Here is a 26,128-nt window from a genome sequence, read left to right on the forward strand (position 1 = left end):
GATAATCATCCAAGGACTCGGCCTTGTCGTCCATCAGCTTGACCCCGTGCCCATAGATATCCAATTCAGGGAGATGCTGTTTCAACCCTTGAGTAAAGCGGTAGCGATGATTGTGCAATGTATGACGTTGCCGCTTGCTCGAACAGACCGTGGAAATCACTTTACTTTTATCTGAAGGGTGCAAAAACTTAATCCGTTCGTAAGAAAGCACCCTCTCCTTCCCCCAGCCATAGAACCAATGTAGAGCGGCCTGAGAATAAATTCTATCATTGTGTGGCAGTGCCCAGGCCGGTTGGCTGGTCAGAACCGCGCCGAACTGTTTCGTGAAGTCGTTCCCATAAGATTTGATCGAAGGGGGCTCTGTTGTCACGAGAATCGTCTGATTTTGCGGACAGGGGAGCTTTTCCTCCATATAGGTCTGGGGAAAATCATTATAGATGACGAGCCAATCATAATCCCTCTCATCTGGATTGAAAATGAACCGACAACCTCCCCATTCTGGCTCACCATGGGGGAACTGACGTAACCAAAGTTCCGGAAAGAAGGTACTCAGTTTTACTTTGATTTTTTTGGTACCCACAGCCATACTTTTATCCCGTCAACAAAGCACATCACGATTAATCCCCGACGCCAAGCCATAAACCAACGGCGCACTACAAACTAACAAACCAACTTCTATACTGAGTCAGTAAACGCTTTATTTCCAAAAATCCTCAATCCAACGAGTCGGTTTGACAACCTTGTAAAGACGTTTCCATGCTGGGATTTTAACAACAGTTGACCACACCCCCTGAATTGCTTCATGCGGGTTCGGTGAACCGTGGAAAACCAATACTTTCGCACCAACAGGAATTTTGGCTGTAAAAAAATGTCGCAAAACCCCTTTCGGAAGGCAGTGGAAACGAAAGCTTCGGCACCAACTCTCGGGCCAAAAGTTCAACTTCCCGTAGTGCTCAACAACCTGGTCCGACAGAAATTCCTGGCTGGCAGTGAAATACTTTTCCACTACCTCGCGTGGATGTTCCTCAAAGTACTTTTTTACAAACCCAAGTTCGCCAACGACCCAAGAGTAGCAAGAGGCCTGCCCGACATGATCCCCCCTGGTATTCCAATCGTTTATAATCACGAATTCATTTCCGGAAGGAAATTCAAAAAAACAGTCTATATTGTCAACAATGACAACATCCAAATCGAAATAGAGAACCCGCTGACCATTCAGCCCACCCAAATTATTATCGCAGAGCCCCGCCTCTTTTCTGTAAGCGTACTTGTTCTCCTCAGGTTTCACATTCAGAGAGGTCATCGGCTGAGTAATAATCTCAGAACTCAAACCTTCTACGTCATCTGTAAAACAATAAAAATTAAATTGTTTGGTCGTGTTACGTTTGATCATTCGGTATAAACGATTCACGTATTCTGCATTATAAGCAGTGCCCCATTTTATACAAATGACATTATAAGTCTGTTGTTGCGTCAAAATCTGATTCCTATTCACCGAAAATTTACTGGCCCAAAGTCATTCAGATGCCTTAACAGGGGCAGCTTCCTTAATCGAGGTTTTTGCAATAGCTATCGCTAGAGTGATGTAAAAGAAAATCAACATCATATTGTGCTTTGACCAGATCGACATAAAAGCCTGCCCATCAACCCAACAAGCTATAGGAACGGTTACAACCAATGCACGAGCATATCGATCAACCCCCTTGGTTGCAGCAACGCAGTATACAATAAAGGATATCCCCCCGATAAAAGCTACAAAAATCGCCAACCCAACAAAACCCGTGACAACAAATGCATCAAGAAAAATATTGTGCGGACTGCCATAACGGAGAACCTTCTGTTCGCGTAAAAAATCAGGGCCATCAATTCCGAGCCCTATAACTGGACTGTGTTCAAGCACATAATTTACATATTTAAATCCGCCATCTATTCTTCTTGATGTGTTGATTTTTGAGAAAGCTAAAATATTTCCTGAACTGATATAGCTCACTGAAAAAAGAGCAGCCAAAAACAACAAGGCAACAACCAAAAGTACAAATTTCTTTTTTTTAACGCCAAAAACGAGACCAATGTAAACGGCAGCTGAAAATGCAGTAACAATAATTGCGGTTCGGCCATGAGAAAAAAAAGCCGCTATAAAAAAGAGAAATAAAAGAAAAAAATTCAAATTATTTTTATTCTTCAAGGCAAAATAAAAAACAAATCCAGAACCAATAGCCACAAAATTATGCAAAGAATGGTACATCCAATATTCATATTTAACATTTTTCAAGTGCTTAACTGACTGCACAATATTAAAATCGAAAAAATAACCAATCACGACAACAAGTGAAATTAAAATTGACGAGATAAATATAATCCTAATTGCAATTTCTTGATTTTCTTTTCTCCTTAAAGAGTGTAAAAACAAATATTCAGAAACCAGACATATAAACAAAGTCATCAGAGCAACTGAAAAAGCTTTAACACTGTTATTCAATGAAGAAAAATCTGATGGTAAAGTATTAACAACAAGCATCAATATAAAATAAAAAACAACAAAAAACACAAACCTTGAATATTTTATTTTAAAGATTTCAGCTCTAAAAAATGCAACCATTAAAATTATCAAACAAAAAAAATGAATGTAAAAAAGAGCCCTTCCTAAATAAATAAAAAGTGGCATCATTGCAACAAATCCAGAAGCAAATCCATCCTTAGTAAATTTTCCAAACCTTTCACTACTAACTAATTCCATATATCTTTCCGTAATATTCAATATAGTTTCTCGAGCAAGCATCTATTGAAAGAACTCCTGCATATTTCTTTTTGACTAAATCAAATATGTTACAATAATTTACATAATTATTATAAACGGAACTGAGTTTTTCTGAGATATCGAAATCATCTATCAATAGTTCTTCAGGCAAGATTTCATTACTTCCCGCCACATTGGTACTGACAAAAACTTTTGAGTAAAAAGCAGCCTCTATCATCGCCAGGCTGAACCCCTCGGAATGAGAACTCATGACCTGCAAGTCCGCCTCCGACAACAGTTCCGGGATATCCTTGCGAAAACCAAGAAGCTTTACCTTGTCACCAAGCTGCAGAGAAACAACTAAGCTTTCAAGGCGTCCACGCTCCTCGCCGTCGCCAACGATATTCAGTTCAAAGTCGAAATCAAGTTTTGCGACCTCGTTAATAAGGATGTCAAAGCCCTTAATCTTATCCAGCCTGCCGACGGCAATCATTTTAAAGGTTGAGTTTTTTTCTTTGGCCTCTATTTCTTCGACAGCAATCCCATTATAAATGACCGTTGCCTTGCCGCTGAGAACACTCTTCCTGACCCCTTCCGAGACTGCAATCACATTCTCCAGACGGTTGAAGATCTTGCCTTTCCTCGGATTATGCTTTGTTGCGACATGCCTCAGCTTAAGCATTTTATTTATACCGTGAAATATTTCCGTCGCTTTGGCAAAATGGGTATGCACGATATCCGGCTGCATCTTCTTCAGCAGCCAATAGAGTTCTGCCAGCAGAAAAGGATTTCTTCTGCTATCACGGGACACATACTCAATGACCTCTATCCTGCTATCAACGCGAGGAAGAAACAGGGCCTCCTTCGGCACCAGCAACACAATATCAATCTGCGAGCACAAAGCATTGACCAGTTCTATGTATGCCTCTCCCCGGCCGAGCCCCTTGGAGGCTATGTAATGACAAACCTTCATGAAGAAACCTCAAAAATGTCAGTTGGTGCATTCACATCTACAGCCCGAAACATGCCAGTCAGTTTTCCCCGAAAGAACGATACAGTTGCAAATTCCTGGCAACCATAGACTCCAAGCTAAATTCCTGCTCAACCCAACCGCGCAGAACCTGCGAATCCCGATTGAGCAATTCCAGCATCCTGCCTGCAAGACCACTTTCATCCCCCGGTTCAACCAGTTGCCCACACAGTGGAACCTTGACAATATCGACAACGCCACCATGATTGGTCGCTATGACCGGTATGTTCATTGCGAGCGCTTCAGCAGCTGTACGCCCGAAACTTTCCGGCTTTTTGGAGCAGGACACCAGCAAGCTGCTCAACGCATATATTTCAGCAATCTTACTTTGGCTTCCGACAAAACGGATACACTCTTCCAGCCCCAGTTCTTCGACCATCGACAGTAAAGTCTTGTAGTAATCCTGCTTGTCTGATCGCACGCCTCCAACAATCAAGCCACAGATCGTTGGCAGGCTGTCTTTTGCCAAAGCAATTGACCGAATGAAAGTTTCATAATCTTTCAATTGGGTAATTCGCCCAACGGCACTCACCACAATGCGACCGTTCAGACCATACTGTTCCCGAAATGTTTCGACAAATTGTTGATCGACATTCGCCGGGTCAAACAAGTCCAAGTCGACACCACGAGGGATCACCACAATTTTTTCATCTGGAACCTGATAATGATGCTGAACATAATTCTTGATTGCGTGGCTGACACAGATCACTCTATCGCCATAGGTCATAACCCGACTATAGGCATTAACACTGTTGAATCCGTGCACCGTCGTGACAAAAGGTAGATGCAGCTTTTTGTTCGCCAAATAGGCAAGCCAGGCAGGAACCCGACTGCGAGCGTGAATTATGTCGGGCTTGAGACGTCTCAGAATCGACCGCAAACGCAACACCCTGGCAGGAGCGGTGAAAGGGTTTTTACTGCAAACATCAAGCTGAATATGCCTGCCACCATCGACAATTATCTGGGCCGATTGCTTGCCACCAGCACTGATGACAACACTCTCAATTCCTCGCCTAACAAATTCGCGATTGAGCTCAACCACCCCCCGCTCAACCCCTCCCTCATTCAATTCTGGCAGCAATTGCACGACCCTCAAAGCCTCCCCCCTCCTAGTTCAGCCGATTGATCGATCTTTTGCTTTTCACCCCCCACTTGCCCATCAAATAAGTGGACAGCATTTATTTTCTGCAATTCTGTCAACATTCTGCCAAACTTGCCCTTAGTTACCGTCATATTTTGAGGCAGCAACACTTCCACCCCCGCCGTTCCAAAACTGACCGCCTCACTGATCATGGAAGTTGAGTCGGCGGTCAAAAAGACATATTCGCTATGGGCCAAGAAATCGGGAATCGGATTAATCTGCTCCTGAGAATAAAAGATTGCCCGGTTCCATGTAAATTTCCGCAGAACCGTTTCGACCGACGCCGGTGTTCGGCGGGAGGTAGTCAGCCAGAAATCGTAGCCGGGAAGCAACGAGAAGATTTTCTCGAGTTGGGCCGCCAAAAAAGTCGGGTCCATCCGTCCCTGCTTACTGTCGCCGCCGATAATTACCGAAATATACTTGTGACCTTCTTCCGGACTCACTAATCCTTGCGGCTCGACATAGGCTAAATTAACGGGCAGGCTGATAATATTTTCCTGCGTTGGCGGGTCATCATGCTGCTGCGCAACAATCAGGTCAAAATCATAGCGATAGCCCTTCGGCAACATGATCGCTATAGATTTTATCCTCCTCTGCGAGGCCAACACCCGGTTTGCATAGTAAGTTTCCGAGCCGGTCGAGACGACGGCCTGATAGTCCCCGGAAACTGTTTCTGCTTGAAACAGGCTGGGAATGCTCAGGTACAATCGATCTGCCAAATACGAGAGGGCTTTCGCCAATCGGCTACGAAACCGAATCTCTGTGATGTCGTAATCGAAACCCAAATGTTTGGCAAAAGCGATCGATTGATTCAAGTGCCCAGGCTTGCCGTCGCTGATGATCAATAAGCGACCTTGCACGTTATCCCCTAAAATTCTTCCGCTTCTTCAATCAGCATCACCGGAATATCGTCCCGCACCGGAAAGCGCAATCGGCAGGCAGAGCATGTAATCGACTTTCCGTCTTCGGCCAGCTCGACATTCTGCTTGCATTTCGGGCAGGCAAGTATGTCCATTAATTCTGCACGTACAGCCATTATTTACTCCATAATCTCCGCTGAACTTCGGTTCTAAATGCGGACTCGTTCTCTATCAGAATATCCATCGGCGCTTGATAGCATGGCAGGTCAAAAAAGTCACCCCTCAGTTTGACGGCATCTTTTTCCGTGGTGATTAAGGCATCGCAACCACTGCTGGCAGCTCTAATTTGCTGCAACATCTGGGAATCAAATTGGCAGTGATCACCAAGCGAAAGTTGCCTCTCCACTGTTAACCCACTTGCCCGCAACCCGGCAAAGAACCCTTCGGGATTGGCGATGCCAGCAAAAGCGCACAGTCGCATGTTTTTTAACTGTGTGAACTTAATTGTCTCACCGGTCAATGCAACAGCTGTATCTGCCAATTGATGCCGGCTACAATAAACTGGGCGCCCAAAATCAAAATCACTCTGCCGCTCGGCGCGCGTCAACAGCAACAGGTCCGCCCGTTTCAGTGCGGCAGGGAACTCGCGTAACAACCCCGCAGGGAGTGGACAGCCATTCGCAACAGGTCGTTTCGCATCAAGTAGTACCAGATCGAGATCACGCCTAACTGCCCTGTGCTGAAACCCATCATCAAGGATAACAACATCTGCTGCATATTTTTCGATTGCGAAACGCACTCCATCAGCCCGTTTCCGCGCAATCAGAACAACAGCACCAGGATTCCTTTGGGCTAACAGGCAGGGTTCATCGCCAGCCTCCGTGGCATCAAGCAGTAAACCATACCCTTCTGAAACAACACCGACCGAACCGACAAAGCTTCCGCCGTAACCACGACTGACGACAGCTGGCTTTTTCCCCTGTTGGATAAATTCCTTGATCAACCAGTCGACAACCGGGGTCTTGCCAGTCCCTCCAGCAGCCAGGTTGCCGACCGAAACGACCGGTACCGGCGCACGATAGCTCGAAAAGACCCCGATATCGTAACACCAACCCCGAACCAAGCCGGCCACTCCATAAAGGAGAGAAAAAGGCAGCAGCAACAAGAAAAGGCTGCTGTCGAGCAGATCATTCGGTCCGGCAACAGCTAAACGCCGGTGATATTGCAACAAGCGATTCATCAGTCCTTCACGTAGCGCGCAATTCGTCGCATGGTCCGCTCAGTCGCCCCGGCATTTTCTGCGATCAATGAGCGACCCGCCTGCCCCATCGCCCGACGACGGATCGGATCATCCAGCAATTTACAGCATTGCTGCAGAAGTTCTCGTTGGTTATGAACTTTTATCCCTGCACCAGCACGGATCAGCTTGGCGGAAATTTCCCGGAAATTGTGTACGTGTGCACCGAACAGCACCGGCTTTTCTAGTAAAGCGGCCTCCAACAAGTTATGGCCACCAACTGGTACCAAACTGCCGCCGACAAATACCAGATCAGCGACAGCGTAAAAATCAAGAACTTCCCCCAATGTATCAACCAGCAGCACCTGCCCCGACTTTAAATCGGAAGCGCCAACCTTTATTTGACTCCGCAAGCGACTTTCCAAACCGGCTTCCTGTAGTTGTCCCTGAACTTCTCGGCAACGTTCCGGATGTCTCGGTATCAATACCAGCAGCAGTTCCCGACCACTCTCCAACAGTTGCTTAAATACGGAAACTACCTGTTCCTCTTCCCCGGCATGGGTGCTGCCAGCCACCAGAACAGGCATATTCTCTGGCAGTGCGAATCGATGTTTTGCCTTTACCACATCCTCTTCAGACAAGTCTTTCAACTGGTGATCGAATTTCAGGTTACCAGTATTTTCAACGCGCGAACTTTCCGCACCCAATTGGTTGATCCGCTCGGCATCCAACTGAGATTGCATACAGAACGCAGAAAAACACTCCAGCACCGGACGCAGTAAAGGGCGAAAAAAACGGTAACGTGGGTATGAACGATCAGAAATCCGCCCGTTGACCAGTACTAACGGGATAGACAGTCGCTTCGCCTGGCGAACGAAATTCGGCCAGATTTCGGTTTCGACAATGACCACCAGATCGGGATTGATTATTTGCAGCACCCGCCTCACCGCCCACGAAAAATCGAAAGGGAAAAACAGGCAGAAGTCGATATCGGAATTTTCCAAAGCCATCGCATGTCCGGTTTCGGTAACATTGGTCAACAGAATCAGATGTTCGGGATTCTGTTTTTTCAGCTCCCGCAACAATGGGCCCGCCGCCCGCGTTTCACCAACCGACACCGCATGCACCCAGAGAATCCTTCGTCCCTGAAAGCGCTGCAACTGCTCCTCGGAAAAATATCCGAGCCGCTCCCGGATGCCGCGTCGGCTCTTCCCATAACGGTAGCCCCGCAGCACATAATAGGGAATAAGCAGGACAGCAGCGATCAGCAGCAGCAAATCATACAGCAGATACACCGTATCCCTCCAAATGAGCCAGGGCTTGCTGCTGATTTTCAGCAATTGCCGCAATCAGTTTTTCGCGAAACAGTTCCACGCCTTCGTCCTTGTTGAAACAGACCGGTACTCCGAAGGAAAAAACCCCCCGACCGAATGGATAGGGCAAAAGAAATTTATCCCAGGAGGCAAAACGATGCCCTTTGCTGCAGGCAAACGCCATCGGCACCACCGGTCGGTTCCCCATGCGAGCCAATTGCACAACACCATCTTTCAGCTCGTGGCGCGGCCCCTTGGGACCATCCGGGGTAATGACCAGATCGACCTCTTCATTCGCCAGCGCAACCATCTCTTTAAAGGCAGCCCGACCACCTCGCGAGGAGGAACCGCGTACCGCCTGCTGACCGAAGTACTGCATCACCCGGGCGATCAGTTCGCCATCTTTGGAGGCGCTGATAAGGATCTTGCTCCCCGGGCCACGATAACCTTTCACCATCAGCAAAAGCTGATCGTGCCAGAAAGCGAGGATCAGATGTTCTCCGCGCTGCCAGATCGCTTTTGGATGCTGCTCGCCGATGAAATCAATCCGGTTCAGTCGGTACAGCAGCCGAATGATTATGGAAGCCAGAAACGGGCCAATCGTTACCAGGAGCCGATCCCCCAAACGCATCAATCCTGCTCCTGAAACTGGATATCGTAAAGGCGTTTATAGAGCCCGCCTTTTTCGAGCAGCTGCTGATGACTGCCCTGTTCCTTGATTTCGCCATCCTCCAACACCAGAATTCTGTCGGCATGCATCACCGTCGATAAGCGGTGAGCGATAACAAAAGTCGTGCGATTACGCATCAGGTTGCCTAGCGCCTGCTGCACCATCGCTTCACTTTCGGTGTCAAGGGCACTGGTCGCCTCATCGAGCATTAAAATCGGCGCATCGCGCAGAATCGCCCGCGCGATGCAGATCCGCTGGCGCTGGCCACCGGATAATCGCACCCCGCGGTCACCGATCATTGTCTGATACCCTTCCGGCAACAAACGGATAAACTCATCTGCATAGGCCTTTCGCGCTGCAGCTTCAACCATTTGCGGATCGGCATCCTGACGACCGTACCTGATGTTGTTCAATATCGTATCGTTAAACAGAAAGGTTTCCTGATCGACCAAAGCAAGGTTTTTGTGCAGGCTCTTCTGGGTCACATTGCAAATATCGTATCCATCGATCAGAATACGCCCGGTCTGCGGGTCGTAAAACCGGTTCAACAGACTGATAATCGTACTCTTACCGGCACCGCTCGGACCGACCAGCGCAACCACTTCTCCAGTTTCGGTCTGAACCGAAAAGTTCCGCAACACCGGTTCGTCATCGTAGGCAAAATCAACCTGCTCAAAACAGACCCGCCCGTGACTACGCGGCAGTTCCACCGCATCAACCTCATCGACAATCTCCGATCGCTGGTCGAGCACTTCAAAAACCCGTTCCCCAGCCCCAAGTGCCTGTTGAACGATGTTGTTCACCCGAGTCAGTCTCTTTAACGGGGTATACATCAACAAGATTGCCGCCAAAATCGAGAAGAGGTCCCCCTTGGTGATCTCTTCCGCCATCACCCGGTCAAGGCCATACCAGAGGACGGCCGCGACGCCAAATGAAGTCAACAGCTCAATCACCGGAGAGGAGACGGCATCATATTTGAAAGTTTTGCAGATAAATCGGAAAAAACAGGCATTCTCAGCCTTGAATTTCCGATTTTCCAGTTCTTCGGTACCGAACGCTTTAATCACCTTGATGCCGGAGAAGGTCTGCTCCAGCGCTGCGGTGACAATCCCCATCGCCCCCTGCCCGCGGCGGGAAAACTTTTTGATTTTTTTGCCGATGGCAGCCGCAGGCCACACCGAAGCGGGGATGACCACGAACGCCATCAGGGCCATCCTCCAGTCAGCATAAAAGGCATATCCGGTCAGGGCGATCATAGTGGTCGCTTCGCGCAGGATCGTTACCAGCACATCGGAGAGCGCGGCCTGCATCACGTTGACATCGTTCAGGATGCGCGACATCAAGGTGCCGGAAGAATTGCTGACAAAAAAGCGCATCGATAACTTTATCGAATGGCTGTAAAGCTGATCACGAATATCCTGAATCGCCGCCTGCCCGGCGGTGCGGATATTGTATTGCTGGATATAGCGGGACGCTCCTTTGAAAGCGGCCAGACCGATCACCAGAAAAGGAATCATCTTCGCCATGGTGACATTTCCGGCAATGATCAACTCATCGACAAACGGTTTGACCAGATAGGCAATAATGGCATCAGATCCGCCGACCCCTAGAGATGCCAGCATCGACAGTGCAATCCGTCCTTTATAGGGGAGCGCATAGCGGACCAAGCGCAAATAGATGTTTTTTTGGTTTTCATCCAACAACACGTAATATGTCCGATCTATGAGGTAGCGGCTGTCATTTCGGCAATGATCCGTGCAACTTTGACCGAACAACCAGGCGCACCCATCTGTTCCCCCACCGCCGTAAGCTCTTGCTGCATTTTTTGGCGATAATCTTGATCATCCAGCAAACGAATTATTTCATCAGACAGGGCTTCTGGGCTGGCGTCATCCTGGATAAATTCCCGCGCCACTTCTTTACCAGCGATAATATTGGTCAGGCCAGCATAGGCGACCTTGATCAAGCGCCGTCCGATGGCAAAGCTCAACGGCGCCATTTTATACACGATTGCCAACGGAGTCTTGACAAGCGTGATCTGCAAGGTCACCGTTCCGGAAACCGACAGAACAGCATCACAAGCCGCGGCGGTCTCATAAATATTCTCTTCAACAATCTCGATCGGCAAATTTCTGTCTCGCAACTGCTCGACAAAATACTGTTTCGACAACGAAGGAGCGACTGGCAACAAAAATTTGATATCGGGTTTGCGCAGTTGCAGCTGCCGAGCAGTTTCCAGCAAGGTAGCAAAAATATATTTCAGTTCGCTATTCCGGCTGCCGGGAAATATCCCTACGACCTGCTCTTTTTCACCGATGCAGAGTCGCGACCGCAAAGTTTTGCTCGGCTGATTCGCTGCGAATTCATCCAATAGTGGATTACCGACATATTCTGCCGAGACACCAAAGGAGTGGTAGATTTGTGGTTCAAAAGGGAAAATCAACGCCATTCGATCAACCCGCTCGGCAATGACTTTCGCCCGACCGCTGCGCCAAGCCCAGACCTTGGGACTGATATAGTAGAGAACTGGCACCCCAACCTGCTTGGCCACTTTAGCTAGCCGCAGGTTGAAGTCGGGGAAATCGATCAGCACCAGTAAATCTGGCCGTTCCGGCCCATGTAAAATTTTCTTCAATTGCCTGAAGCGAGCAATCAAGCTAGGTAGCTGAGCAAAAACCTCGACTAGACCCATTACCGACAATTCATCGGAGGGGAAAACAATCCGGCAACCGGCCGAGCGCATCCGCTCACCGCCGACTCCGAAAAATTTCAGGTGCGGGTATGCTTCTCCTGCTGCCCGGAGCAGATTGCTGCCGTGCAGGTCGCCGGAGGATTCTCCCACCACGATCATGATTTTTTTGTTCAATTCAGTACTAACCTGCGACATTGAACGACCGACCTAAAAATGAAAAGGCGAGAGCCGATCGGTCTCTCGCTTCTCCATCGAATCTGAACAGGCATCCTTTACCGGGCCAATCCGCGAGTACTCTTCCTCAAAAAATCTAGATAGGTGGCAACTTCTTCAGCAGCCACATCCAGGTTCCTCTCGATTTTCACAATAGCTTCTTCCAGTTTCAGGTTGGAACGGAAAACCGTTTTATACATCTGCTTGATATTACCCAGAGCTTCTTGCGAATAACCTCGTCGTTTCAAACCTGTCAGATTGATGCCTACCGTCGTAGCCCGATCCCCCTGCACGATCGAATAGGGAGCAACATCCTGGGCAATCATCGAGCCCCCGCTGGCCATCACGTGACAACCGATCCGGGTAAACTGGTGAACCGCTGATAAACCGCCCAAAATGGAGAAATCATCAACTTCGACATGCCCCGCTAGAGTAGCCCCGTTGGCGAGAATGATGTGGTCTTTAACGATACAATCATGGGCCACATGCGAATAGGCCATAAACAGATTATCGTTGCCAACAGTGGTTATACCGCCACCATCCTCGGTACCAAGATGTATGGTCACAAATTCACGAATCTTATTCCGATCGCCGATTTTCAGCGTCGATTCTTCACCGTGGAATTTAAGATCCTGAGGGATTGCTCCGATCGAAGCAAACTGGAAGATCTGATTATCCGCACCTATTTCGGTACGTCCTTCGATGACCGCGTGGGAACCAACTGTAGTACCGGCACCGATACTGACATCCTCACCAATCACAGCATAGGGACCGACCTTGACCGTCGGGTCCAGTTTGGCGCCCGGAGCGATAATCGCTGTCGGATGAATCATCTGCATCTCCGATCTGTTACTTGTCGGCAAAAGTAGCTTTCAGTTCAGCTTGCGCGACCAAGGTTTCCCCGACATAAGCCTTGCCCTCGAACTGATAGATGCCACGGCGCTTCGACATGATTTCCAACTCCATCCGCAGAACATCACCTGGCAAAACCGGCTTGCGGAAACGCGCTTTATCAATGCCTACAAAGTAGGTCACCTTACCTTCGCCGACTCCATCGACGACAGAGGTGTAGGCACCACCGACCTGGGCCATCGCTTCGATGATCAATACCCCCGGCATAATCGGGTGGCCCGGAAAATGTCCTTGGAAAAAGGGCTCGTTGATGGTCACATTTTTATAACCGATAACCTTCTGCCCTTCCTCTACTTCTTCTAGACTGTCGACCAGTAAAAACGGATAACGATGTGGCAAAACCCCCATAATCTCCGTTGTATTCAACTTCAGCATAGGTTCATTTCTCCTTCAACAACGACTCCAACTCAGCGAGCCGTTTTTTCAATTGCTGCAATTCTTTGCGCATTTCAGGAACCTTCGGCAAAGACATGGTCATCTTCAGCCATTCCTTATGGGGGATCAGCGGGACTCCGGAAAGGACCTGATTCGATTCAACATTTCCCGAGGCTCCGCCACGAGCACCGATGGTAACATTATCCCCAACGGTGACATGGCCGGCCACTGCAGCCTGTCCACCAAAAGTACAATGATTGCCGATCTTGCTGCTACCGGCCACCGCCACCTGCGAAACGATAATGGTATCTTCACCCACTTCTGCATTATGACCGATCTGCACCAAGTTATCGAGCTTGGTGCCACGCCGGATCCGGGTTTCACCGAGGGCGGCCCGGTCGATGCAACTGCAGGCACCGATTTCGACATCATCCTCAAGAACGACAATACCGACCTGAGGTATCTTGTAATACCGACTGCCATCCGGAGCAAAACCGAAACCGTCGGCACCGATAATCGCCGAAGGTTGTAAAATGACTCGGTCGCCTAGCCGGCACCTTTCACGGACAATTACTCCCGCGTGCAGGATGCAGTCACAACCAACCTCGACATCTGCGTAGAGTACCACACCCGGATGAATGACACTGCCAGCCCCAATTTTGACATTCTCGCCGACAACAGCGCCTGGGTGAACGGTCACCAACTCATCCAGTTCAGCCGAATCGGCAACATGCGCTCCTGGCAACACTCCTTTAGCGGCGTCGGGTTCCCCTTGCAGGAAAGTCAGAATCTTCGCAAACGCCAGATAGGGGTTTGCCGTGATCAGCAGGTTGGCACCCGGCAGGTCGATCCCCGGAGCGACGATCACCGCTGAAGCCCGGCACTCTTCCAGCTTGGAAAGATATTTCGGGTTGGCGACAAAGGTGATGTCGCCTTCCTCAGCCAGATCGATTGGAAACACCCTATTAATCGTCTGTTCGGGGTTCCCTTTCAGTTGCGCGCCGACCACTTCGGCCAGTTGTTGGAGACTCGCTGACATAATTTACTGGGCAGCGTCGAATGCCTTGATTAGATCGTCGGTCAGATCAACGCTCTCATCAGCATAAATTACAGCACCTTCGTTCTTCTCAATAATCATCTGGTAACCGCCATCTTTACCCAACTTCTGCAGGATATCAAACAGTTCATTCAAGATCCGCTTGGTCGCATCTGCATCACGCTGCTGCAGTTCTTCCTTAACATCCTTCTGGAAACGCTGCAGTTCTTTCACACTCTGCTGAAAGTCACGCTCTTTCTGCTCTTTGGCGCTGTCGGAAAGCAAAACAGCCTGCTTTTCCAGATCGGTTTTCAGCTTTTGCAGATCTTCCTGCTTGGTTTTGAATTCCTCTTCATACTTCTTAACCTGGGCTGAGATTTCGCCCTTCGCCTTGACACCCGCTTTCGACAGGTTCAGTGCCTTCTGCAGATCGACATAGCCAACTTTAACTTCAGCCAACGCCGGAGCTGCCAGCATCAGCAGCGCGATCAATACAACAACAATTTTTTTCATTCTTACTTCCTCCTGTTAAGCAGTCTTAGAAAGCCGTACCAATTGAGAATTCGAAAACCGATTGCTTTTCATCTTCCTTAGGATCAAGGTTGTAACCCCACTCGAAACGTAAAGGACCAAGCGGACTACGCCAACGGATTCCGGCACCGACACTATGCCGCAGATCGGAAAAATAGTCGCCACTATCAAGCCAGGCATTACCGACATCGTAGAACAACAACCCTTTTAAACCAATGCTCTTGGAAATCGGGAACAGAAACTCAAAATTGAAATAACCCATCACCTCACCACCGATGAAGGAACCATCATCATCCTGAGGACCGACCTCACGGGTTTTAAAACCACGCATGGTCCGGATGCCACCCAGGTAGAATTTTTCACCGATCGGCAGTCCATCATCGCCTGTTTCCAACACATACCCGGTTTCACCGTGAATGGAGAAAACCGTCCCCCAAAACAAAGACCAGAATTGGCGATGCTCAAGGATTGTTTTTAGGAATTTTTCTGTACCGCCCAATCCCGCATACTGCAAGGTGAATTTTGAAATCCCGCCCCGTGAAGGGTCCTGATGAAAATCGGTACTGTTGCGAACGATTTCCCCCATGATCGACGAATGAGTCGACTTGCCTTCTGCATCCCTGATAATTTGACTGGTAACCGTCGGATCGACATTCAGGATCTCGCTCTGTTCATAACGATAGGTAGCAAAGCCCTTGGTGAACTCCCCTATCTGGTGGCCCGCCTTGATCGCGCCACCAGTTCGAGCTTCGTCGTAATCGTCGTATTCCCGCTCAGTTTTATAAACCTCGAAACCCATGGTCCAATCGGTATCGAGGAAGTAAGGGTCGGTCAGGCCAAGGGAAAAGGTCTGGCTGGAGCCGCTTAATGCGGCGGAAAGTTTGAGTTTCAGACCGAGCCCCAGGAAGTTGTCCTGAGATACGGATCCCTGGGTGATAAACTGATCGACCGAAGAATAACCGACGCCAACGGAAAAGGTGCCAGTCGGTTGTTCTTTGACATCTACATTGAGAACCAACTTACCCTTATCTGAACCGGGCTCAGTGGTTACATTCACCTCTTCAAAAAAGCCAAGGTTACGAACCCGACGATTACTCTCCTTGATCTTGCTGGCACTGTACTGATCACCCTCGGCCAACGTCACCTCCCGACGCACAACCTTATCACGGGTCTGGGTGTTGCCACGAACCTGAATCCGCTCGATATAAACCTTGGTGCCCTGATCGATATCGAACATCAAATCGATCGCCAAATCTTCTTCATTTTTACTGCTCAACGGCGCAACATTAACGTTCGCATATCCTTCATCAGCATAAAGATCGGTTAACCGCTCGATACTTTTGTGCAATTCCGAACGATTAAAGATGTCCCCCGTCTTCATGCTGACCAGCTTCAAAAGTTCATCGCTTTCCTTTAGCAAATCCCCTTTCACCCTGAGTGTACCGACAGTATATTGCGAACCTTCATCAATTTCGATCAGGATATCGAGATATTTATTCTCCTTAATCAAGGTCAGTTCCGGCTGTTTCACCTTGACATCCATGTAGCCCTTATCTTTGTAAGCAGCCTTGATCCGCTCGATATCTAGCTCCATGACCTCTTCCTGGTAAACACCACGGTCGGTCAACCAAGAAAGCCACCAGCGCTCCTGGGTCTCCATGACATCTTTCAGGTCATCCGCGTCGATCGCGGTGTTGCCAACAAAACGGATTTCGTCGATCAGAACCTTTTCCCCTTCTTTGATTTTGAAGGTCAGAACCGCCTCGTTCTTTTCATCCACATCCACATCCGGCTCCACAACCACCGCATTGTAGCCATCTTCAGCGTAGGCATTCTCGATTTCTAAAACACTCTGCTTGACCTTGGCGTGGTTATAAATCTCCGGAATTTTCACGCTGACCAGCGGCCGCAGCTTTTCATCCGAAAGCTCTTCATTCCCCTCGAACAAGACATTTCGCACCAGCGGCAATTCAGCCACAACAAAAGTGATGACCTTGGCTCCTTGAACTTCCGTCAACTCCGCGGAGATATCTTCGAAGCGACCGAGGGAAAAAATATTATGTAACGCTGCATCGACATCCTCAAGTGTCACCTGATCGCCGGGCTTAATCGGTGTAACGGCCAGAATGGTAGAGGTTTCGATTCGGTCGTTCCCCTCAATCTGGACATCGGACACCTTGAACCCTTCGGCTCCTGCTACCGCCGCGATCAGCAACAGACAAAGTGTCAGCAACAATTTTTTCAGCATTCGCTTCCCTCAGCTTTGAATTAGAAAACCAAAAGGGGGATTATAGGAAATCACCCAAGGGAGTTCAATTTAAAATATCGTCGGCCAAATGTCCGTCTTCTATCTGCAAAACCCGGTCGAGACTGGACGCCAACTCACGATTATGGGTAACAATAATCATGGTCAAACCACGCGCTTCATGCATCTGATTGAGGAGGTGAATGATTTCATCGGAAGTCTTGCTATCCAGGTTCCCAGTAGGCTCATCGGCGAGCAACAATCGCGGTTCCCGCACCAGCGCCCGGGCGATCGCGACCCGCTGCTGTTCACCGCCTGACAATGCTCCAGGCTTGTGGGTCAGGCGATGCGCCAAACCAACTTCCGCCAGCAGAGTCTCGGCCTTCTCGGCAGCCTCGGATTTGGATAAGCCACCAATCAGCAACGGCATCATGACATTTTCCAGAGCGGTGAATTCAGGTAACAGCTGATGAAACTGAAAAACAAAACCGACCGTACGATTGCGGAATCGATCGAGTGCAGCGCCACGCAGAGCGAAAATGCTCTCCCCCTCAAACAGGACCTCTCCGAAAGTTGGATGGTCTAGGCCCCCAAGAATGTGCATAAGAGTTGTCTTCCCCGCCCCAGAGGTGCCAACCACAGCGATCCGCTCACCGGCGACGATTTTCAAGTTGACCTGCCGCAGCACGCTAACTTCCCCCCCGGGAGTCGCAAAGCTCTTGTCAAGGTCGCGGATTTCGATCATCGCCCGCTCACTCATAACGCAGCGCCTCAGCGGGATCCATCTTGGAGGCACGCCATGCAGGGTAGATGGTCGCCAGCAACGAAATACTCATCGCCATGACCATCACTGTTATGACGTCGCTGACAATGATATCGGAGGGAAAATGCTCCATCCCATAAACCGCCTGATCGAAGATCCGGATATGGAAAGTACGCTCCAGGAACTTGATAACGGCATCAGCATAATGAGCAAGCGCCACCCCCAGCAATGCCCCGAGGCCCGTCCCTACTGAGCCGATGATGAAACCCTCAAGGACAAAAATTTTCATGATGCTGCTTGAATTCGCCCCCATAGCCCTCAGAATGGCAATATCCCGACTTTTCTCCATCACCACCATAATCAATGTCGTGGCAATATTGAAGGCTGCGACAAGGACGATAATCCCTAGCACAATAAATAAACCAAGTTTTTCCAGTTTGAGAGCGGACAGGAAGGAGCCATAGATCGTCTGCCAAGGTCTCACCACGTATGGGAAAGGCAGCTCGGCGCTTAGCTTTTCTGCGACTTGAGGAGCCAGATCGAAACGTTCAACCTCTAGTTCTACCCCGCTAACAATCCCTACGGAGTCGAGAAATTTCTGTGCTACCGATAGCGGGATGTAGGCGAAGAAGCTATCGACTATGCTGCTCTGTTTCTCGAAAATACCAACCACCCGAAATGGTTTCATCTTAGGGACCATGCCGAACGGGGTGATATTAAACATCGGCGGGATAACATTGAGCGAATCGCCGACCGTAACGCCGACGCTGGTCGCCGTATCAACACCGATAATGATCCCCGGCCGATCGGTATTTTCATCGAAAAAGCTGTCAGCAATCGGCTGACCATCAATTGTCAACAACGGCTGGCCGAAAATTTTATGCCCTTTCCCGACGCCTTTCACCGTGACTGCGGCAACGTTACCGTGCGAAAGCAGCATTGCCTCTTTCGAGACAAAGGGTGTCGCGGAAACCACATGATCTATTTTTCCCGCTGCGGCGACAACCTTATCCGGGTCGTTGAGCCCTTCGCCAAATTTCTGCACCAGCACATGTGGGACATTACCGAGGATCTGCTGCCGCACGCCATCGGTAAACCCAGTCATCACCGCCAACACCAGAATCAGTGCGGCAACGCCAAGAGTAACCCCGGCGATGGAGATAAATGAAATGACAGAGATAAAGGTCTGCTTCCGCTTCGCCCTTAAGTAGCGGAGGCTGACAAACCACTCATAAGACATTTTCGTCCGTTCCGGCTTGATTTCAGCCGACTTCGGGGCGCAGTTGCGGGAAAAGAATCACGTCACGAATCGACGAAGAATTGGTCAATAACATCACCAGCCGGTCGATGCCGATCCCTTCACCGGCAGTCGGCGGCAAACCATATTCAAGAGCACGAATATAATCCTCGTCCATATCGTGCGCCTCTTCATCGCCGGCCGCCTTCTCTTCTAGTTGTTTAACGAAGCGTTCCTTCTGATCAATCGGGTCGTTCAACTCGGAGAAAGCATTGGCCAGTTCGCGACCGACGATAAACAACTCGAAGCGATCGACCACTTCAGGACGCTCGTCGTTCTTGCGCGACAGCGGTGAGACCTCAGTCGGGTACTCTGTGATAAAGGTCGGCTGCCACAGCTTCGGCTCGACCACTTCATCGAAGATTTCGGTCAGCAGTTTGCCATGACCGATCTCGCCTTCAATCTCAATCCCGACCGACTTCGCGTAATTGAGCGCCTGCTGGTGATCATCGAGCACTGCCATCTCGACCTCACCATACTTGACGATCGATTCCTTCAAGGTCAAGCGATCCCATGGCGGGGTCAGGTTAACCTCCTTATCGCCATACGGGATCACCAGTCCGCCACAGATCTTATCAGCGACATGACAGACCAACTCTTCAGTAAAATCCATCAGGTCATGATAGGAGGCGTAAGCCCGGTAGAATTCCATCATGGTGAATTCCGGGTTGTGCTGAATCGAGATCCCCTCGTTGCGAAAGTTACGGTTGATCTCGAAAACCCGGTCAAAGCCGCCAACCACCAAGCGCTTCAGGTACAACTCTGGCGCGATGCGCAGGAAGAGGTCCATTTTCAGGGTGTTATGATGGGTGACAAACGGTTTAGCGGTGGCACCGCCGGCAACTGGATGCATCATCGGAGTTTCGACTTCGAGATACTCGTTGTCGATCATAAACTCTCGAATCATGCTGACAATCTGGCTGCGTTTGCGGAAAGTATCGCGTACATCGGGGTTGACGATTAGATCGAGGTAACGCTGACGATAGCGGGTTTCGACATCGGTCAGACCGTGCCATTTTTCCGGCAGCGGCAACAGCGACTTGGTCAGCAGGCGAATCTCGCCGGCGCGTAAGGAAAGCTCATCGGTCTTGGTGCGAAATGGTGCCCCTAAGACACCGACAATATCACCGATATCGTATTTTTTGAACTGCTCGAACGCCTCGTCACCAACCTGATTTTTGGCAACATAAACCTGCAGCCGGCCGCCGCCATCCTGCAGCTGCAAAAAAGCTGCTTTACCGAAATCGCGTCGCGCCATAATCCGGCCACCGATACGGTATTCCAGCTCACAATCCTCCAGTTTATCCTTATCGTCCGCAGCGTGTGCCTCAACAACCTGAGCGGTGGTATGGGTCACCTTGAAGTCGTTAGCGAACGGGTTTACTCCGACATCCCGGAAGTTATCTATTTTAGCACGGCGCTGCTGCAATAATTCGTTAAGTTCTTCCATATTTAGCTTTCCTTAAACGGTCTATTTTTTTGCTGCGCACCATACCCCTTGCGGACTCGTTTCGTCAAGGAGAAAGCCCTGTTTTATCAGAAGTAAAGGCTGAGCGAGAAAAGATCTGACATTAGCGGAAATCCCACTCAAAAATCCAGAAATACGCTCCGACCGTCATGGGAAAATCAACACCGCTGGCAGTTTCGACAAAAAAAAAGTGGAACGCTGCCCCAGGCGGACAATTTCAATCGGCTGGGCGCATACTGGGCAGGGTTCCCCTTCCCGCCCATAAACCTGCAACTCCTGTTTGAAATATCCCGGTTTGCCATCAGTTTGGCGAAAGTCTGCGATAGTGGTTCCGCCAGCGGCTATCGACTGCACAAGAATCTCCCTGATCGCCGCCGCCAACTTTCGGTAACGCTCCCGACTGACTTTGCCCGCCTTCGCATCGGGACGGATCCCGGCACGGAACAGCGCCTCGCTGGCATAAATATTACCAACCCCGACCACCAGTTTTTGGTCCATGATAAACGGTTTGACAGCAATCTTCCGCTTACGGGATAAAGTCCACAGGTAATCGCCGGAAAACCGTTCCGACAGCGGCTCTGGCCCCAAATCCACCAACAACGGATGCAGGTTCGGATCGCCTGCGCACCAGATGAATGTGCCGAACCTGCGGGGGTCGTTAAAGCGCAGGCAACTGCCATTGGTGAACAGCAGATCAACATGATCGTGCTTGTTTTCGGTTGTTTCGGCGTCAACCACCCGCAGGTTGCCCGACATTCCCAAATGGATGATCAGCGTTCCCTGGCTGCATTTCAAAAGCAGGTACTTGGCACGTCGGTCAACGGACTGGATCGACTGTCCAGGAAGGGTATCACAGAGGCTCTGCTCAAGCGGCCAGCGCAGCTTGTCCGTCCGCAAGACCAGTTCTGCGATCTGACAACCCGTAATGAGCGAAGCAATTCCGCGACGAGTGGTTTCGACTTCGGGAAGTTCAGGCAAGGAAAGGGGCTCCAGAGCTTCAGTAGCGAATTTTCTGTTCGACCTGATCGAAATGGGAAAACTGAATCTGCTCGGGGGGACCGGGGTAATCCTCGACAGTCAGTTTCTGGGCCGAATGGTAGCGCCAGCCGTCTGAGGTATTAATCAGCAAGGCCAGTTCGTAAAAGTGTTTCGTCTCGCCGGCAACCTCCAATTCCATAACCAACAGGTACTCCAGCTGTTTATCATCTAGTTGCCGTTGCCGCAACGGACACCAGTTTTTCACCCGGATCGCACTTAGGTTCTGTTCGGCATAGCGGACATAGGTCCCACGACTGGAAAACTGCTGAGTAAAAGGGGAGTCCTTGTGATACGTGGCATATACTGTAGCGAAATCTCCAGCCTCTAAAGCAGCAAAACGCTTTGCCAATAATCTTTCTGCGGTCATTCTTTCAACCTTGGATCGAGGGCATCACGAATCCCCTCACCGAGCAGGTTGTAGCCAAGCACAGTGATCAGAATAGCCAGACCGGGGAACACCGACAGCCACCAGGCGCTACCGAGGGTCTGCTTGCCGGCAATCAGCATATTCCCCCAGGAAGGCGTCGGAGGCTGAACCCCGATGCCGAGAAAAGAAAGGGCGCTTTCAGTCAGAATTGCTCCGGCTACGCCGAGAGTGGCGGAAACCAGAACCGGCGACATGGCATTCGGTAGAATGTGACGGAAAATCAGACGGAAATCGGACGAACCGAGCGCCTGCGCCGCGAGCACGAAATCGCGCTGCCGTAGGGTGAGGAATTCTGCCCGGATCAATCGGGCCACCCCCATCCAGCTGGTCAGGCCGATGACGATCATTATGTTCCAGATGGAAGGATCGAGGAACGCGATCACCGCCAGAATCAGAAAAAAAGTCGGGAAGCAAAGCATAATGTCGACAAAGCGCATAATCAGAGCATCAACCCAGCCACCATAATAACCGGCCAATGCTCCGAAAAAAATGCCGATCAGGCAGGAGATCCCAACGGCGACAAATCCGACCAGTAGGGAGATACGCGCCCCGTAAAGCATCCTCACCAGTACGTCACGGCCCAAGTCATCAGTCCCGAGAAGATGCGCCCAGCTTGGCGGCAATAAACTTTCACCGACATTAATCACCGAAGGATCGTCGCTGACAAAGGAGGCAATAGAAGCCATCAGGAACATACAGAGGACAATCACCCCACCTGACAAAGCCATCCGATTGTGGCGTAACCGCTGCCAGACAACGTCTCGGATAAATGCACTTCGTGTCCTGAGCATGGTCAATCGAACTTTACCCTTTCAACATCGAGAGCACTTAATATTCCCTTCTTTTGCAGGATATCAAGCAGCTTATCGAGGCGCGGATCTCTCCCCGACAAACCACCTAGCAGCGACTCATCAAACGCAACCGGACCCGCGCCCTCAAAATCGACTTGCCCCGCATCACCGAAATCTACCATATGCGAATCGCCGTAGCCGGTCGGCCCATTGCTTTTAGGAAGTTGTGGCACTTCGGCGGGCAGGTTGTTCTCTAGCGCCTGGCGAATTTCATCCTCCGAGGCCAACACCGGCAACACCCGACAACCGGTTGCGAACTGCAAATCAGATATCAGCTGCTGGTTGGTCGGATCGGTCATCGCTACCCGCAAGGTCTTCTCCGGCCCGCTTTGCCGCATTTCGATCGGAACCACAAGAAGATGTTTCAGCTTTTGCGCCGGCAGTATGCTCATCACCGCCAGGGGGATTTCCAGATCATGCAGCGAAACCCGCGAAAATTTGGACTGTGATTCGAGGAATTCCATAATGGTTTCCTCCGGCAGATAGCCAAGCTTCACCAGCGCGCTTCCGAGCCGCCCCCCCAGATTGCGCTGCATCGAAAGCGCCGAATCGAGTTGAAACTGATCGATCAACCCTGCCTCAAATAACATTTCCCCAAGACGATTCGCTTTCAATTTTCTCCCCCCTCTATCCACATCAATCTTTGGTTCATTATTTATCCCTCTCCCTGCTGACTGTGACGAATGCGCGGGTCGGCCAGAGCGTAAGAGATATCCGCCAGCAGGTTGCCCAGCAAGGTCAACACCGCCCCCATCACCAGTATCCCCATGATCAGTGGGTAATCGCGCATCATGACGCCATCGTAAAAAAGCTTCCCCATCCCCGGAATAGCGAAAATGGTCTCAAAGATAACACTGCCACCGATCAGTCCGGGTACCGACAGGCCGAGAATGGTAATCACCGGCAGCAGGGCGTTACGCAAGGCATGTTTATAAATCACCACCCGCTCCGACAGCCCTTTTGCCCGTGCAGTCAAAATGTAATCCTGACGCACGACTTCGAGCATATTGGACCGCATATAGCGCGAAAATCCAGCCAATCCGCCGATAGCGGAGACGAATATCGGTAGAATCAGGTGCGACAGGCGATCGAGAAGTTGCCCGCCCCAACCCAGATATTCGTAGCCGAGCGACTTGAGCCCGGAAATCGGCAGCAACCCGAGGCGTACCCCGAACCAGTCCATCAGCAGCAGTGCCAGCCAGAAGGAGGGCATGGCAAAACCGGCAAAAACAAACACCGTAGTGGTGCGATCGAAGCCGGAATTTCTCTTTACCGCAGAAATGATCCCGAGAGGCACAGAGACAGCGAGGATCAGAACAATTGACAGGATATTCAACAGGATGGTCACCGGCAGACGCTCGGTAACCTTGTCGAACACCGGGCGCCGATCGGTCGCGAACGATTCGCCGAAATCGAGTTGTAGCAACCGCGACAGCCACTTGCCGTATTGCACATAGAGCGGCTGATCCAGACCGTACTGTACCCGCAATCTTTCCTGCAATTCGGCGCTGGCCTGCGGATTCATCTGGGTCTGCAAATCGGTCGGCTCCCCCGGAGCCAAATGGATGACGACAAACGAAATCAGGGTAATCCCGATCAACAACGGAATCAACAGCAACAGGCGTTTAACAAGGTATTGCAACATCGCTCTAGTCCGCTTTTACCTGGAATATTTCTGTTCCGCCTTGGGAACGAACCACTCGGTGAAATTATAACGAATTCCTGCCGGTGCGGGGTCAACCCCTCGGAATCGTTTAGAGATCGCCGGCAAAGCTTCCCCGACATACAGAAACGTATAGGGTTGCTCCTCGGCAAGAACCTCCTGGAAGCGATCATAATAAGCTTTTCGCTGCTGCTGATCAAATACCCTCCGTCCCTCCTCCAAAAGTTTATCGACCTCGGCATTTTCAAATTTGATGAAGTTCAGCTGGCGCGGCCCTGTTTTGCTTGAGTGCCAGATATTGTACTGGTCCGGTTCCGGTCCCCCTGACCAGCCAAGAATCGTCGCGTCGAAATTACCGGGGTTGATAAATTCCTTGAGGAACGTCGCCCATTCGATCACCCGCAGTTTGACCTCAACCCCGATATCCTTGAAACGACGCTGGATAATCTCACCGGTCTTAGAACGCAGATCATTGCCCTGGTTGGTGACGATGACAAATGAGAATTTCTGACCATCCTTATCCAGAATGCCATCATTGTCGCTATCAGACCAACCTGACTCGGCCAGTAATGCCCGGGCTTTCTCCGGATTGTAATCATACCTGGGAACATTCGGGTTATAAACCCAGGTATCCGGTTTGTAGGGGCCGGTCGCCGCCACCCCATACCCGAGCAACACCCCATCGATGATTTCCTGTTTATTGATGGCAAAAGAGAGCGCCTTCCGAACCCGCTTATCCTGAAATAGCGGGCGACGCAGATTGTAGCCAAGGTAAGTGTAGCCAAAATTCAGATAGCGGTATTTGTTGTAGAGCCTCCGGAACGCCGCGGTATCTGTCTGGCGATCATATTGCAACGGAGACAGTCCCATAAAATCAAGACTGCCAGTCTGCAGCTCGAGAAACTGGGTGGCCGTATCGGGGATAATGCGGTAGACGACCCGCTTGATGTACGGTTGTCCCTCGAAATAATCTGGGTTCGACTCCAGAACGATCTTCTCCCCCGATTGCCACTCAACCAGTTTATAGGGTCCTGTGCCGACCGGTTTGCGGGCCAACGGGCTCTTCGTCACATCCTGTCCCTCTAAAAGGTGCTTCGGATGTACTGACATTCCCCAACTGATCAGTGCCGGGGCGTACGGCTTGTCGTAATGGACGATAAAGGTGTAGGGATCAGGCGCTTCAACACTAGTCACCTGCTTGAAAGACTCGGCATAAGCTGTTGGTGTATGGGGATCAATGTACAGCTCGTAGTTGAACTTCACGTCAGCCGAAGTAAAAGGAACCCCATCATGCCACTTAACGTTTTTGCGCAGTTTGAAGGTGATCGTCAGGTTGTCTTCGGATATCTGCCACGATTCAGCCAGTTCTCCCTCGATGACCAGGTTCTTGTCATAGCGAACTAGACCGTTATAGAGCAAACCATTAATATCACTCGAAGCGGAATCGGAGGCTAACACCGGCAACAAGGTGCTGGCGTCGCCGATTGATGCTTCAATAAAGGTATCTCCATACTCCGGGGTAAGCGCTTGCTCCACTCCGGGCAAACTGGTCGTTTCCGGGTTATCGCATGCAACCAAAAGAAGAAGAAGTAAAGCTCCGAGCAGTGGAAAACGCATGGCAGTCCTCTG

The 26,128-nt window shown here is 50.2% G+C and carries 25 protein-coding genes and 1 pseudogene; all 26 read right to left on the reverse strand.

The features are described 5' to 3' along the window. Positions 1 to 586, reverse strand: a pseudogene (locus Q7J88_RS05875) (glycosyltransferase); the annotation flags it as partial. 111 nt (positions 587 to 697) lie between these two features. Further along, complete coding sequence (locus Q7J88_RS05880; RefSeq protein ID WP_303721225.1) at positions 698 to 1,477, reverse strand: hypothetical protein; 780 nt, start codon at positions 1,475 to 1,477, stop codon at positions 698 to 700. A gap of 39 nt (positions 1,478 to 1,516) precedes the next feature. After that, positions 1,517 to 2,779, reverse strand: coding sequence for an O-antigen ligase (locus Q7J88_RS05885; protein ID WP_303721226.1), 1,263 nt, complete (start codon positions 2,777 to 2,779; stop codon positions 1,517 to 1,519). Next, positions 2,724 to 3,710 carry a glycosyltransferase gene (locus tag Q7J88_RS05890; protein WP_303721227.1) on the reverse strand — a complete coding sequence of 329 codons (987 nt, stop codon included), beginning with the start codon at positions 3,708 to 3,710 and terminating at the stop codon, positions 2,724 to 2,726. The genes Q7J88_RS05885 and Q7J88_RS05890 overlap by 56 nt, the downstream gene beginning before the upstream one ends. Positions 3,711 to 3,768: 58 nt before the next feature. Next, positions 3,769 to 4,854 carry a glycosyltransferase family 4 protein gene (locus Q7J88_RS05895; protein WP_303721228.1) on the reverse strand — a complete coding sequence of 362 codons (1,086 nt, stop codon included), beginning with the start codon at positions 4,852 to 4,854 and terminating at the stop codon, positions 3,769 to 3,771. Between the two features lie 5 nt (positions 4,855 to 4,859). Continuing rightward, positions 4,860 to 5,768: an ELM1/GtrOC1 family putative glycosyltransferase gene (locus Q7J88_RS05900; RefSeq protein WP_303721229.1), complete on the reverse strand. Its 909-nt coding sequence runs from the start codon at positions 5,766 to 5,768 to the stop codon at positions 4,860 to 4,862. A gap of 8 nt (positions 5,769 to 5,776) precedes the next feature. After that, positions 5,777 to 5,944 carry a Trm112 family protein gene (locus tag Q7J88_RS05905; RefSeq protein WP_303721230.1) on the reverse strand — a complete coding sequence of 56 codons (168 nt, stop codon included), beginning with the start codon at positions 5,942 to 5,944 and terminating at the stop codon, positions 5,777 to 5,779. Then, positions 5,944 to 7,008, reverse strand: coding sequence for a tetraacyldisaccharide 4'-kinase (gene lpxK, locus Q7J88_RS05910; protein WP_303721231.1), 1,065 nt, complete (start codon positions 7,006 to 7,008; stop codon positions 5,944 to 5,946). The genes Q7J88_RS05905 and lpxK overlap by 1 nt, the downstream gene beginning before the upstream one ends. Next, positions 7,008 to 8,300, reverse strand: a complete 1,293-nt coding sequence (locus Q7J88_RS05915; protein WP_303721232.1) for a 3-deoxy-D-manno-octulosonic acid transferase — start codon at positions 8,298 to 8,300, stop codon at positions 7,008 to 7,010. Before Q7J88_RS05915 ends, lpxK begins: the two co-directional genes overlap by 1 nt. Then, positions 8,284 to 8,949 (reverse strand): lysophospholipid acyltransferase family protein, encoded by a 666-nt coding sequence (locus tag Q7J88_RS05920; RefSeq protein ID WP_303721233.1) that lies wholly within the window; start codon positions 8,947 to 8,949, stop codon positions 8,284 to 8,286. The genes Q7J88_RS05915 and Q7J88_RS05920 overlap by 17 nt, the downstream gene beginning before the upstream one ends. Next, positions 8,949 to 10,694 (reverse strand): ABC transporter ATP-binding protein, encoded by a 1,746-nt coding sequence (locus Q7J88_RS05925; RefSeq protein ID WP_303721234.1) that lies wholly within the window; start codon positions 10,692 to 10,694, stop codon positions 8,949 to 8,951. The genes Q7J88_RS05920 and Q7J88_RS05925 overlap by 1 nt, the downstream gene beginning before the upstream one ends. 14 nt (positions 10,695 to 10,708) lie before the next feature. Beyond that, entirely contained in the window at positions 10,709 to 11,875 is a 1,167-nt protein-coding gene (gene lpxB, locus Q7J88_RS05930) for a lipid-A-disaccharide synthase (protein WP_303721235.1), read from the reverse strand. Between the two features lie 77 nt (positions 11,876 to 11,952). After that, the gene (gene lpxA / locus Q7J88_RS05935) at positions 11,953 to 12,726 is read right to left on the reverse strand and encodes an acyl-ACP--UDP-N-acetylglucosamine O-acyltransferase (protein ID WP_303721236.1); all 774 of its coding nucleotides are present in this window, start codon (positions 12,724 to 12,726) and stop codon (positions 11,953 to 11,955) included. Between the two features lie 16 nt (positions 12,727 to 12,742). Further along, positions 12,743 to 13,180, reverse strand: coding sequence for a 3-hydroxyacyl-ACP dehydratase FabZ (fabZ, locus tag Q7J88_RS05940; RefSeq protein WP_303721237.1), 438 nt, complete (start codon positions 13,178 to 13,180; stop codon positions 12,743 to 12,745). Between the two features lie 4 nt (positions 13,181 to 13,184). Beyond that, a complete protein-coding gene (lpxD, locus tag Q7J88_RS05945) occupies positions 13,185 to 14,219 on the reverse strand; it encodes a UDP-3-O-(3-hydroxymyristoyl)glucosamine N-acyltransferase (protein ID WP_303721238.1) in 1,035 nt (344 codons plus the stop codon). Between the two features lie 3 nt (positions 14,220 to 14,222). Continuing rightward, positions 14,223 to 14,729 carry an OmpH family outer membrane protein gene (locus Q7J88_RS05950; RefSeq protein ID WP_303721239.1) on the reverse strand — a complete coding sequence of 169 codons (507 nt, stop codon included), beginning with the start codon at positions 14,727 to 14,729 and terminating at the stop codon, positions 14,223 to 14,225. A 25-nt stretch (positions 14,730 to 14,754) separates the two neighbouring features. Then, positions 14,755 to 16,995, reverse strand: a complete 2,241-nt coding sequence (gene bamA, locus Q7J88_RS05955; protein WP_303721240.1) for an outer membrane protein assembly factor BamA — start codon at positions 16,993 to 16,995, stop codon at positions 14,755 to 14,757. A gap of 64 nt (positions 16,996 to 17,059) precedes the next feature. Beyond that, positions 17,060 to 17,752 carry an ABC transporter ATP-binding protein gene (locus Q7J88_RS05960; protein ID WP_303721241.1) on the reverse strand — a complete coding sequence of 231 codons (693 nt, stop codon included), beginning with the start codon at positions 17,750 to 17,752 and terminating at the stop codon, positions 17,060 to 17,062. Next, positions 17,745 to 18,995, reverse strand: a complete 1,251-nt coding sequence (locus tag Q7J88_RS05965; RefSeq protein WP_303721242.1) for a lipoprotein-releasing ABC transporter permease subunit — start codon at positions 18,993 to 18,995, stop codon at positions 17,745 to 17,747. Before Q7J88_RS05965 ends, Q7J88_RS05960 begins: the two co-directional genes overlap by 8 nt. Before the next feature lie 22 nt (positions 18,996 to 19,017). Then, positions 19,018 to 20,502, reverse strand: a complete 1,485-nt coding sequence (gene lysS / locus Q7J88_RS05970; RefSeq protein WP_303721243.1) for a lysine--tRNA ligase — start codon at positions 20,500 to 20,502, stop codon at positions 19,018 to 19,020. A gap of 165 nt (positions 20,503 to 20,667) precedes the next feature. After that, positions 20,668 to 21,498 carry a bifunctional DNA-formamidopyrimidine glycosylase/DNA-(apurinic or apyrimidinic site) lyase gene (mutM, locus tag Q7J88_RS05975; protein ID WP_303721244.1) on the reverse strand — a complete coding sequence of 277 codons (831 nt, stop codon included), beginning with the start codon at positions 21,496 to 21,498 and terminating at the stop codon, positions 20,668 to 20,670. A gap of 19 nt (positions 21,499 to 21,517) precedes the next feature. Then, positions 21,518 to 21,925, reverse strand: a complete 408-nt coding sequence (locus Q7J88_RS05980) for a hypothetical protein (RefSeq protein ID WP_303721245.1) — start codon at positions 21,923 to 21,925, stop codon at positions 21,518 to 21,520. Next, positions 21,922 to 22,776 carry an ABC transporter permease gene (locus tag Q7J88_RS05985; RefSeq protein ID WP_303721246.1) on the reverse strand — a complete coding sequence of 285 codons (855 nt, stop codon included), beginning with the start codon at positions 22,774 to 22,776 and terminating at the stop codon, positions 21,922 to 21,924. Before Q7J88_RS05985 ends, Q7J88_RS05980 begins: the two co-directional genes overlap by 4 nt. 2 nt (positions 22,777 to 22,778) lie before the next feature. Next, positions 22,779 to 23,450, reverse strand: a complete 672-nt coding sequence (locus Q7J88_RS05990; protein ID WP_303721247.1) for a hypothetical protein — start codon at positions 23,448 to 23,450, stop codon at positions 22,779 to 22,781. A 41-nt stretch (positions 23,451 to 23,491) separates the two neighbouring features. After that, entirely contained in the window at positions 23,492 to 24,481 is a 990-nt protein-coding gene (locus Q7J88_RS05995) for an ABC transporter permease (protein WP_303721248.1), read from the reverse strand. A 15-nt stretch (positions 24,482 to 24,496) separates the two neighbouring features. After that, a complete protein-coding gene (locus Q7J88_RS06000; RefSeq protein ID WP_303721249.1) occupies positions 24,497 to 26,116 on the reverse strand; it encodes a peptide-binding protein in 1,620 nt (539 codons plus the stop codon). Positions 26,117 to 26,128 lie beyond the last annotated feature (12 nt).

This window comes from Malonomonas rubra (assembly GCF_003247215.1).
GTDB lineage: Bacteria > Desulfobacterota > Desulfuromonadia > Desulfuromonadales > Geopsychrobacteraceae > Malonomonas > Malonomonas rubra_A.

What these genes read in the sequence shown, in the direction of transcription:
- Q7J88_RS05920 (WP_303721233.1), bottom strand. Translation starts at nt 8,949, where the DNA reads ATGCGTTTGGGGGATCGGCTCCTGGTAACGATTGGCCCGTTTCTGGCT.
- lpxB (WP_303721235.1), bottom strand. Translation starts at nt 11,875, where the DNA reads ATGTCGCAGGTTAGTACTGAATTGAACAAAAAAATCATGATCGTGGTG.
- bamA (WP_303721240.1), bottom strand. Translation starts at nt 16,995, where the DNA reads ATGCTGAAAAAATTGTTGCTGACACTTTGTCTGTTGCTGATCGCGGCG.
- Q7J88_RS05995 (WP_303721248.1), bottom strand. Translation starts at nt 24,481, where the DNA reads ATGTTGCAATACCTTGTTAAACGCCTGTTGCTGTTGATTCCGTTGTTG.
- Q7J88_RS05950 (WP_303721239.1), bottom strand. Translation starts at nt 14,729, where the DNA reads ATGAAAAAAATTGTTGTTGTATTGATCGCGCTGCTGATGCTGGCAGCT.
- Q7J88_RS05960 (WP_303721241.1), bottom strand. Translation starts at nt 17,752, where the DNA reads ATGAGTGAGCGGGCGATGATCGAAATCCGCGACCTTGACAAGAGCTTT.
- Q7J88_RS05885 (WP_303721226.1), bottom strand. Translation starts at nt 2,779, where the DNA reads ATGCTTGCTCGAGAAACTATATTGAATATTACGGAAAGATATATGGAA.
- lpxK (WP_303721231.1), bottom strand. Translation starts at nt 7,008, where the DNA reads ATGAATCGCTTGTTGCAATATCACCGGCGTTTAGCTGTTGCCGGACCG.
- Q7J88_RS05980 (WP_303721245.1), bottom strand. Translation starts at nt 21,925, where the DNA reads ATGACCGCAGAAAGATTATTGGCAAAGCGTTTTGCTGCTTTAGAGGCT.
- lysS (WP_303721243.1), bottom strand. Translation starts at nt 20,502, where the DNA reads ATGGAAGAACTTAACGAATTATTGCAGCAGCGCCGTGCTAAAATAGAT.
- lpxA (WP_303721236.1), bottom strand. Translation starts at nt 12,726, where the DNA reads ATGATTCATCCGACAGCGATTATCGCTCCGGGCGCCAAACTGGACCCG.
- Q7J88_RS05985 (WP_303721246.1), bottom strand. Translation starts at nt 22,776, where the DNA reads ATGCTCAGGACACGAAGTGCATTTATCCGAGACGTTGTCTGGCAGCGG.
- Q7J88_RS05905 (WP_303721230.1), bottom strand. Translation starts at nt 5,944, where the DNA reads ATGGCTGTACGTGCAGAATTAATGGACATACTTGCCTGCCCGAAATGC.
- lpxD (WP_303721238.1), bottom strand. Translation starts at nt 14,219, where the DNA reads ATGTCAGCGAGTCTCCAACAACTGGCCGAAGTGGTCGGCGCGCAACTG.
- fabZ (WP_303721237.1), bottom strand. Translation starts at nt 13,180, where the DNA reads ATGCTGAAGTTGAATACAACGGAGATTATGGGGGTTTTGCCACATCGT.
- Q7J88_RS06000 (WP_303721249.1), bottom strand. Translation starts at nt 26,116, where the DNA reads ATGCGTTTTCCACTGCTCGGAGCTTTACTTCTTCTTCTTTTGGTTGCA.
- Q7J88_RS05965 (WP_303721242.1), bottom strand. Translation starts at nt 18,995, where the DNA reads ATGTCTTATGAGTGGTTTGTCAGCCTCCGCTACTTAAGGGCGAAGCGG.
- Q7J88_RS05890 (WP_303721227.1), bottom strand. Translation starts at nt 3,710, where the DNA reads ATGAAGGTTTGTCATTACATAGCCTCCAAGGGGCTCGGCCGGGGAGAG.